Origin of the sequence: Halobacteriovorax sp. (genome assembly GCF_041587335.1) — a bacterium.
In the GTDB taxonomy this organism is placed as follows: Bacteria; Bdellovibrionota; Bacteriovoracia; order Bacteriovoracales; family Bacteriovoracaceae; genus Halobacteriovorax.
The window spans coordinates 1-8560 of sequence record NZ_JBFGYP010000123.1; the positions used below are offsets into that span (position 1 = coordinate 1).

The following is an 8560-nucleotide window of genomic DNA, read 5'->3' on the forward strand; positions in this document are numbered from 1 at the left end:
GTTCTTACCGTACTTTACTAAGAGATTTTTATAGAGGTCTTCTTTATAAATTTCTTTTACGGTTTCTTTTATTTTATTTTTTAATTCAATATTTAAATCTTTTCTTACAAAAATCCACTGCTTCTTATTGGGAGTAATCATTATAACATTTCCAAAGTCCTTTCGAGAAAGTCCCATATCCTTCATCCAATAGTAATACGCCGGCTCAGAGAAGATTGCTGCATCAGCATGCCTATTCTTATGAAGAAATCCAAGCGCTTGCCTATAGCCATTAACATAGATGATACGACTAGGTAGTCCCTCAAGCTCTTTATAAGAAGCTGATCGGTGATAAACTAAATGCTTTCCTTTGAAATCTTGAATTGATTTTATATTAGAATTTTTTCGAGTTCCGGCAATAACATCAATCTCAAATTGTACCTCTAGCTTCTCACCAACACTCAATACTTCCTCATGAGCTTGTGCTGAAATGATATCAATACTACCATCCTCAAGAAGTTTGATTAATCGCTTAAATGGAATCACTTTATTTACATAAGGAAGCCCAAGTCTTTTCCCTAGTTCTTCGTTCATTTCAAAAATAATTCCATGCTTTACTTTAGTCTTATCTCTCCATCCATATGGCCTTAGGTCCATAGTTCCAATCCTAAGGACAGGTGGAACTCTATTATCTGAACTAGAGAAAGATGGTTTTGAATAAATAAATAATAATGTTGTAAATACTATGTATACGTATTTCATATTACAGTTCCACAATAATCAAGATAGGCCAATATTATTTACTCTATCTCTACCTAATAACCTTAATTTCTATTGATTCTCTAATTTTATATTATAGATATGAGGAAAAGGTTAAAAAGTATTAAATTTAAAAACTCGTATTCCATTACCTCTTTAAAAGTAATATAAAATAAGTAATATATTACCATAATACTTACAAAGGTTTAGCGATGAAAAGAATTCTCCCATTCTTATTAATGTTACTTATATATTCTTCTTGTAATAAAACTGAGAAAGATTATTACCAAACTAACGGAAAGATTAAAAATGTCATCTTCGTTATTGGTGATGGAATGGGTCCACAGCAGTTATCCATGTTACAACTCTTTGCTAAGCACTCTAAGGAGCCACACTTTACTAACAGAGTAACAAATCTTGAAAAACTAATGTCAGCAGGAAGATTGAGTACTGTGATGACAAACCCAGGCAGAAACCTCGTTGTAGATTCTTCCTGTTCAGCTACTCAATACTCAACAGGTGAGTATTCACTTCCAGAAGTTGTAGGTTTAGATCACAACGGGGAAGTCTCAAAAACAATCTTAGAGCTTGCTAAGGAAAAAGGACTAAGGACAGGTTTAGTTTCTGATACTAGAATTACTCATGCTACTCCGGCCTCTTACGCTTCTCATAATGTTTCAAGAAATGACGAGAACGCTATTGCTAAAGAGATGCTGGAAGTTGGACCAGACATCATGCTCTCTGGTGGGCTAAGACATTTTCTACCAAAAAATGCCAAAGAAGATGCTGAACTTAGAGGCCTTATACCTTCTCACCTTCCATTAAGCTCAAAAAGAAAAGATGATGTAAACCTTCTAGAGGTCGCGAGTAATAAAAGTTACCAATTAGCATTTGATAGAAAATCTTTAGAAAAAGTAGAAAAAGGAAAAGTCCTAGGACTATTTGAAAGTTCTGCAATGCCTGACGGAATATGGAATACACAAAATAAAAATAAAGAAGATAGAGTTATCCCTACTCTTACAGAGATGGCATCAGCAGCACTAGATAATTTAGAAGACAGTGAGAATGGATTCTTTCTAATGATTGAACCAGGTCAAATTGATTGGGCAGGTCACAGAAACGACACAGGCCTTCTACTACACGAAATGCTTAGAGCAGACGACCTCTTTGGACTTCTGCATAAGTGGATGAAAGGAAGAGAGGATACTCTCCTCGTCGTTACTGCCGACCATGAGACAGGCGGTTTTGGTTTTAGCTACAGTGGTTATGACGTTCTAAAGCCAGTTAAGATGAGTGGAGCAAAATTTAAAGGTGAGGACTATAGATCAAACTATAACTATGGTGAATTTTCAACTTTAGACAAACTCTACAAGCAGTCAAGATCGACATTTAATCTCATAAGAGATGTAGAGAAATGGCCAAAAGCTAAGCGTTCTATTCAAAATATGAAAGAGCACTTTGAGTCTCATATGCAGTATTCATTTTCAGATAAAGATATTGAACAATTAATGAAAAGCTCTAAAAATGAATTCTATAGACCTGATCATAAGAACCTTAGGCTCAAAGAAGTTCCTCATATTGAAGACTTTGCGGCCTTCTATACATATGGTGATATTACAAGATCAAATATTTTTGCGAGAGTCTTAGGTCATAAGCAAAGTTCAGTTTGGGCAACTGCTTCTCACACTTCGACACCAGTAACGATGATCACGATTGGACCAAGGAGTCTAACTGAGGAGTTTAACGGTCTTCTTCACTCTACAGAAGTAGGCAGAAAGACAATTAAGGCACTTGGACTTAAAAAAGAATATAAAACAGTTATAAAGTAATTAAAGGCTCAGGGATTTCTCATAATGAGATTTCCCTGCTTTAGAAATCATAGCTCCACCAAGACAGACTTCCTCACCTTCCATATCTACATAGAAAACAATTGATTGCCTAAGTGCGACTGCTCTTTGCGCTTCACTAAACTCAACATGAACAACACCATCTTTTATTTCAGTAATTGTACATGCTTGATCACCCTGACGGTAACGTATCTTAGCCTTACATTTAAGAGGTAGAGGTAGATCTAACTCATTACTTACCCAAGAGATCTCATTGGCCCATAGTTCATCAAAGAAGAGTGCAGGATGATCTTCACCTCTTTCAACTATAACAACATTTCGCTCAGTATCCTTACCTACAACAAACCAAGGAGCACCTGGGCCACCAAGACCTAGTCCCTTTCTCTGGCCGATAGTATAGTAAGCAGAACCGGTGTGATCTCCAACGACAACGCCATCTAGAGTTTCAAACTTACCAGGCTTAATTTGAATATAATTGGATAGAAAGTTTTTGAAGTTTCTCTCTCCAATAAAACAAATTCCTGTTGAATCTTTCTTGTGTTTAGTTGATAGATCAAATTTTTCAGCAAGTATTCGAACTTCTGACTTTGGGATATGACCAATTGGAAAGATAACATTGTCCAACTTTTCTTTCTTCATAGTATAGAGAAAGTAAGTCTGATCCTTTCCTGGATCATTACCTTTGATTAATCTATTTTCACCGTTGATTATTTTATTTTGACAATAGTGTCCTGTTGCAAGGTAATCAGCGCCAAGCTCTAGGGCCTTGTTTAAGAAGACTTTAAATTTAATCTCTCTGTTACATAGGATATCAGGATTAGGAGTAAACCCAGCTTCATACTCCTCTAAGAAGTACTTAAATACGTTATCACGGTACTCTTTAACAAAGTCTACTGAGTAATATGGGATATCGAGCTTTTCGCAAACGGAAATAACATCTGCGTACTCTTTAGAAGATTGGCAAACACCATTTTCATCCTCTTCCTCCCAATTCTTCATGAACATACCAATAACGTTATAACCTTGTTCCTTAAGAACTGCGGCACAAACAGAAGAGTCAACTCCACCACTCATTCCAACGATGATTGTTGTGTCTTCATTACTCTTAGTTTGATTTGATATATTCACTGTAGTCATAACAGTTATCTATCAGGAAATTCACGTAAGGAAAAGGTAGTATGGCTAAATTATATCGTACGTCCAAGCGATTATACTTCCACTAATAAATCTAAATGCCTTCTCTAAGCTTCTGAAATTTATAGTCTCAACAAAATCATTTGAAGTATGATTCTTTGGGTTTGGATCATCTTCCCAGTTTTGTGTAAATATAATAGCAGGTAGTCCCTCATCCCAAAAGCTCACATGGTCACTTCTGTTAAATCCATTAGGATCAATCTTAAATCTCATTCCCGACAGAGTTCTATCCCCTGCCGAAACAAGTTTCTTAGCGAGTTTAGAATCTAATCCATAGAGAGGATCAGATTTCTTTCTTGTATAAACTTTGAAGTTATTAGTTTTAGACTTCTTATCATTTCTCTTTGTGTCGTGACCGAGCATTAAAAGATTAACAAAGCCTGCAAATTTATCATTTTTAAGACTTTCCTTATACTTCTTCACATAAGCTCTAGAACCTAAAGAAGAGAACTCTTGATAATCTAAGAATACGACTCTCACAGTCTTAGGAGTATTTATTTCAGCGAGAATTTCAATAAGAGATAGAAGAGCGGCCACTCCAGTTCCGTTATTATCGGCTCCTGGCTGAGTAGCCTCATAATCTATAACTAGGTTTTCTTTGTCATAGCTTATCGTATCGTAATGAGCTCCAAGAATGATGACTTCATCAGGAGACAAAGAGCCTTTCTTTTCCCAAATAATATTCTTTCCTTTTACTGACTTAAGCTTATCAAGCTTAGAAACCATAGAGTTAGTGAAGTTATTCCACTTTTTATAGACAGGAGAAGTGTTAGGGTAATTTTTGGCAATTTCTCTTTGGAAGTCTTCTCTATAAATACTTTTAGCATGCTCAATATCAGGAGAGAACTCATCAACAATAACGAGCCCATTGGGATCAATTTTTTTAAGCCTATCTACAATCCAAGTGGCAGCTTTATCATGAGACTTTGTCCCAACCATTCTGGAAGGTCTACAACAGGAGACAAATCCTCTTAGGTTAGTTAGAAGATTATCTTTTTTATACTTCTTTACTACTGACTTAACGGAGTTAATATTTTTTATATTTTTTTCATAGTCTCTTAAAACATATGGGTCAGCAGAAAAAGCGTAAAATTGAATCATAAAAATTAATATATACTTCATAACTAAAACTCTAAGTGTATTTTCTTTTTAACAGGTTTATCTTCATCGAATGCTTCTTCTTCTTCTCTCGTTTTTGGGTAGACACGGTAGTCCCCTTCTTCAAAAAAACCAGAACTTCTAACAACACCAGAGCCTATAACTGTCGCTCCAATAGCTCTTTTATTATAAAAGACTTGATAACCACCACGAGGACAAACACCTTCTTGAGGAATATCAAACTCAACAACTACGGCCCTATTATTTTTAAAATACAGCTTACATGGAACTTTTGGTCCAGCACTCTCCATCTGAACGTAGCAATTTATAGGCTTAGATAAATCCATAGAAGGATCATGAGAAAATCTCATTAATCGACAATGGGTGTAATGATACTTTTCAGGGTAGTCGACAAAAACGTCTTGCTGTTTTGGATTGATCCTAACAACTTTTAGAGCTTTATCAATTGGAGATCCCTTCTTACCTAGAAGCTCCTCTTGATTGAGATGATAGTGATGAACACCATCATGCTCAACAATTGTTGTCCCATCTCTAAAGCTAATTATTCGACCTTCTTTTCTAAGGCTTGGAGCTGTAAATTTCTCAACAACTTCATTAAAGTACTTATTAAAAAGAAAGCCTTTTCTTCTCTTTTTATTCTGTAAATCATCTTTTACAAACTCTATTCCTAGAAGGTTTGCAATTTTTAAAACTTCATTATGCTTTATTTCAGCAAGAGGGAAAATGACCTTTGATAACTCTTCTTGGGACAAGCGACTCAACCCGTATGTTTCATCCAGAGAAATATCAGCAGGAACAAGTAGACTGTAAACTCCGCTTGCCTGATTCTTAAATGCCTTTGCCTTGTGACCTGTGGCGATGTGATCTGCACCAACAAGTTTTGCTTTTTCCAGCAGCGTTTCAATTAAAACTTTATTCCAAGCAATAACTGGTTCGAACTGCTCGGCCGCTAATCTAGTAGAGACGACTGGCTCGATAACTCTCGAATAAAAAAGGGAACTAATATTAGTTCCATAGAAAGTAATCTCCAATTGATTACAGATTTTCTTTATGCCGTCTAGTGACTTTGGAGTCCATACTGTTAAACTCTTGTAAGGATACTCATGGAATACAACTCCAAGGCCTATAACGTTGAGCCCTTGCTTTTTTAGCAGATAAGCAGCAACTGTGGATTCAATACCACCGTCCATACCAACTAGAACAGTTTTCTGACTAGAGCTAGATTTGTTACTCATTTACTACTTCCTTATGTTAATCCGACAAAAAAAATCAACATAGTTTAGGTGTATAACTAATGATAATTATAACAAATTTCAGGCTATTTTGAAGCGAAGCAAATATATCCTATCTATTGAGAGTAAAGATAATCAATAGAAATACCGATAGATTACCAATGATATCAAGAAAGACACCACAATTCTTAGCTGGAGACACACTTCTATTTGAGGTAAGAAACCAGAAGCACAATCAGAGTCAGCTCAAAGACTTTATTCATTTTATCAAGTATTGTGGAAGACGTGGGCCAATCAGATTCAAGCATATTGAAGAGCGTGCAGAGTTGATGTCAAACCTTACACTTAAAGAAAACCTACTTTTAGACCTCGGAATGAGAGACAATACAGACAAGTCTATTAGTGACCTTCTACATAAAGAAGAGCATCATGCGCTGGCAAAGCTCATGGACTGTATTGAAGATGAAAAGATATATCCACCGGACGCTTCAACTCAAGATAAGAAAATCATATCACTTATAAAAATACTCTTTCACAAGACTGACTATCTATTCCTAGAGAAACCAGAAAAGTTTCTAGACGAGAGCATCCAATCTATATTCTTTGATGCACTACTTGCTAGTAAAGAAAAGTTCAATCAAACAATTCTTATGACTAGTGATCAAAGAAATTTGTGGAACACACATATAACTAAAATAATCTGTAAAGGTCCAAATGGACACTTTCGCCTAGAAGACCCAGTGCGCCATCACGATACTTCAAATGTCACGACTGTAGACTTTCAAAAAACAGAACATAATTCCAAAAAAGCCGCATAAATCCCCTTCAATATTTGACAAAATTACCACGCTAATTCGATAATATATTGGAATTAAAAGATAAACCCACAACTTAGAGAAGAAATGACAAAGAATGTTTTAAACTTCATAGATGTCTTTGCTGGAGCAGGTGGCCTGTCGTGCGGACTAGAGCTAGCAGGAATGAAATGTGTTTTAGGTGTAGATGCTAATAAGCATGCCATGGAGACATTTGCTAAGAACCACAAGCATGCACAAACATATTGTGGTGATATAACAAAGCTTACTAAGAAAGAGCTTTTAAAGAAATTAGATGGAAACCACGTACATGTTGTTGTTGGTGGACCACCTTGCCAAGGATTTTCAACAGTAGGCCTTGGGAACCCTGATGATATGAGAAATACTCTATTTCTTGAGTTCTGTAGAATTGTAAGAACAACAATGCCCTACTTCGTAGTTATCGAAAATGTGACGGGACTACTAGCGAAAAAGAACGAAAAGACACTTCAAAATATTTTCAAAAAATTCAAAACTCTTGGTTATGATATGGACGTTCAAGTAATGTCATCTCAAAACTATGGTGTTCCAGAAAAAAGAAGAAGAACAATTCTAATTGGAACAAGAGTTAATTGCGATATTACTTTCCCTAAGCATACTCACGATACAATTATAGCAAAAACATATAGAGATCCAATGACTGTTGGAGATGCATTAAGCAACTTAAAAACGAAGTCAGGTAAAACTCTTAATCATGATCTAGAGCAAGCTCTTATAAAGTCAAAAATAGATCTTAAGAGATTAAAAAGAATTCCAGAAGGAAAAGGTATTCGTTATGAAGCTGACGAAAAGAAGTACTTTACTCCCTCGTTAAAGTTAGGTGTAGACTGGGTAAATCTTAGAGAGAACCGTTTTAGACAAACGAAGTACCAGAGATTAGACAGAAGTCTTCCAAGCCCAACCATCATGACTCATAGACATAGTTACTATCACCCAGTTGAGCATAGATACTTAACACAAAGAGAAGCTGCGGCATTACAGAGTTTCCCAAATGACTTTGAATTCATGGGACCTCTATCAGCACAGTGGAGACAAATTGGAAATGCAGTTCCACCTCTAATGGCCAAGGCGATAGGAAAGTCACTAAAAAGTATGTACAAGTCATACTTAATGCAAAAAGAATCAAAAAATACAAAGAAGAATAACTCTAAACAAAAGATTGAATATGTCAGAGAGAAAGCATTTGTTTATAAGAAGTAATTTTCTATTAATTATTCTTCTAAGTGTATTAGCAAGTTGTGGCTCAGTTGCTAAGAAGAAAAGCTGTCTTGTAAAAAGAGCTGCCTTTGATATTGGTTCAGGCTCTACAAAAATGACTCTGGCAAAAGTTAATACTTGTGAAAGTAAGATAGTAGAGGTTTTCTTTGAAGATCAAGCTGCTGTTGGTTATAAGCAATCGTTATATGATAACGACAACACGTTTTCACAAAAAATTCTCGAAAAAGGAATTAGCGAGCTCAAAGAATTAAAGCAAACTGCAATCGAGCTTGGAGTAACAGAATTTAGTGCTCTAGCAACTCAGGCCTTTAGAGAGGCCTCAAATGGTCAAAAAGCTCTTGATCAAATATCTGATGAA

Annotated in this window: 7 protein-coding genes and 1 pseudogene; 4 read left to right on the forward strand and 4 right to left on the reverse strand. The window is 35.7% G+C overall.

Features of this window, described 5'->3' with window-relative positions; genetic code table 11:
• Positions 1 to 741: transporter substrate-binding domain-containing protein (locus ABX784_RS13710; RefSeq protein WP_372655624.1), on the reverse strand; the 741-nt coding region annotated here is incomplete at its 3' end.
• 209 nt (positions 742 to 950) lie between these two features.
• Here ABX784_RS13710 and ABX784_RS13715 point away from each other — a divergent pair.
• The gene (locus ABX784_RS13715; protein ID WP_372655625.1) at positions 951 to 2567 is read left to right on the forward strand and encodes an alkaline phosphatase; all 1617 of its coding nucleotides are present in this window, start codon (positions 951 to 953) and stop codon (positions 2565 to 2567) included.
• On the opposite strand, the gene mnmA is transcribed toward ABX784_RS13715, so the two are convergent.
• Genes mnmA through ABX784_RS13730 form a run of 3 tightly spaced genes read right to left on the reverse strand, consistent with a single transcriptional unit; the run spans position 2568 to position 6133 of the window.
• Complete coding sequence (gene mnmA / locus ABX784_RS13720; RefSeq protein WP_372655626.1) at positions 2568 to 3722, reverse strand: tRNA 2-thiouridine(34) synthase MnmA; 1155 nt, start codon at positions 3720 to 3722, stop codon at positions 2568 to 2570. It abuts the gene before it with no gap.
• A gap of 45 nt (positions 3723 to 3767) precedes the next feature.
• A complete protein-coding gene (locus tag ABX784_RS13725; protein ID WP_372655627.1) occupies positions 3768 to 4901 on the reverse strand; it encodes a M28 family metallopeptidase in 1134 nt (377 codons plus the stop codon).
• Positions 4902 to 4903: 2 nt separating this feature from the next.
• On the reverse strand, positions 4904 to 6133 hold the full coding sequence (locus tag ABX784_RS13730) for an aminomethyltransferase beta-barrel domain-containing protein (protein WP_372655628.1): 1230 nt from the start codon (positions 6131 to 6133) through the stop codon (positions 4904 to 4906).
• 158 nt (positions 6134 to 6291) lie between these two features.
• Here ABX784_RS13730 and ABX784_RS13735 point away from each other — a divergent pair, with 158 nt between their 5' ends.
• The 3 genes and pseudogenes from ABX784_RS13735 to ABX784_RS13745 all read left to right on the forward strand — a co-directional run.
• Positions 6292 to 6948 carry a hypothetical protein gene (locus ABX784_RS13735; protein ID WP_372655629.1) on the forward strand — a complete coding sequence of 219 codons (657 nt, stop codon included), beginning with the start codon at positions 6292 to 6294 and terminating at the stop codon, positions 6946 to 6948.
• A gap of 84 nt (positions 6949 to 7032) precedes the next feature.
• A complete protein-coding gene (locus ABX784_RS13740; protein ID WP_372655630.1) occupies positions 7033 to 8184 on the forward strand; it encodes a DNA cytosine methyltransferase in 1152 nt (383 codons plus the stop codon).
• Positions 8168 to 8560, forward strand: a pseudogene (locus ABX784_RS13745) (hypothetical protein); the annotation flags it as partial. The gene ABX784_RS13740 and the pseudogene ABX784_RS13745, both read left to right, overlap by 17 nt.